Source organism: Mesorhizobium sp. M4A.F.Ca.ET.050.02.1.1 (assembly GCF_003997725.1).
In the GTDB taxonomy this organism is placed as follows: Bacteria; Pseudomonadota; Alphaproteobacteria; order Rhizobiales; family Rhizobiaceae; genus Mesorhizobium.
This window is the reverse complement of record NZ_RZSG01001548.1, coordinates 1-400: the sequence shown is the minus strand read 5'-3', so window position 1 is coordinate 400 and position 400 is coordinate 1. Positions and strand designations below refer to the sequence as shown.

General features: G+C 66.5%; 1 pseudogene. It reads right to left on the bottom strand.

Annotated features, from left to right (window positions below):
- Positions 1-52: 52 nt before the first annotated feature.
- Positions 53-400, bottom strand: a pseudogene (locus EOA33_RS38580) (Na/Pi cotransporter family protein); the annotation flags it as partial.

Here is a 400-nt window from a genome sequence, read left to right as displayed (position 1 = left end):
GCGCCGACAGTTAGACGATGTCGAGCGCCGAAGCCTGCTCCGGCTTGGCGCCGAGCGCCACGATCTTCTCCGAGGCGCGGTAGACGAGGCTGGCGAGCGGCAGGCCGGCGAGCAGGACGATCACATTGAACAGGATGTGGGCGTTGACGATCTGGTCAGGCACGCTGGCGCCAAGGAAGCCGACAGGCGGCTTCAGCGTCATGAACAGGATCAGCATGAGCAGCGAGCCCATGCCGCGCATCAGCAGATTGCCGATCGGCACGACGCGCACGCCGGGCTCGGCGTTGCGAGTGAGCAGTGGCGCGATGATCGAGGAGCCGAGATTGACGCCGAGCACCAGCACGATGCCGAGCTCGGGAGGGATGAAGCCACGGCCAGCCAGCGTCACCAGCAGCAGCAC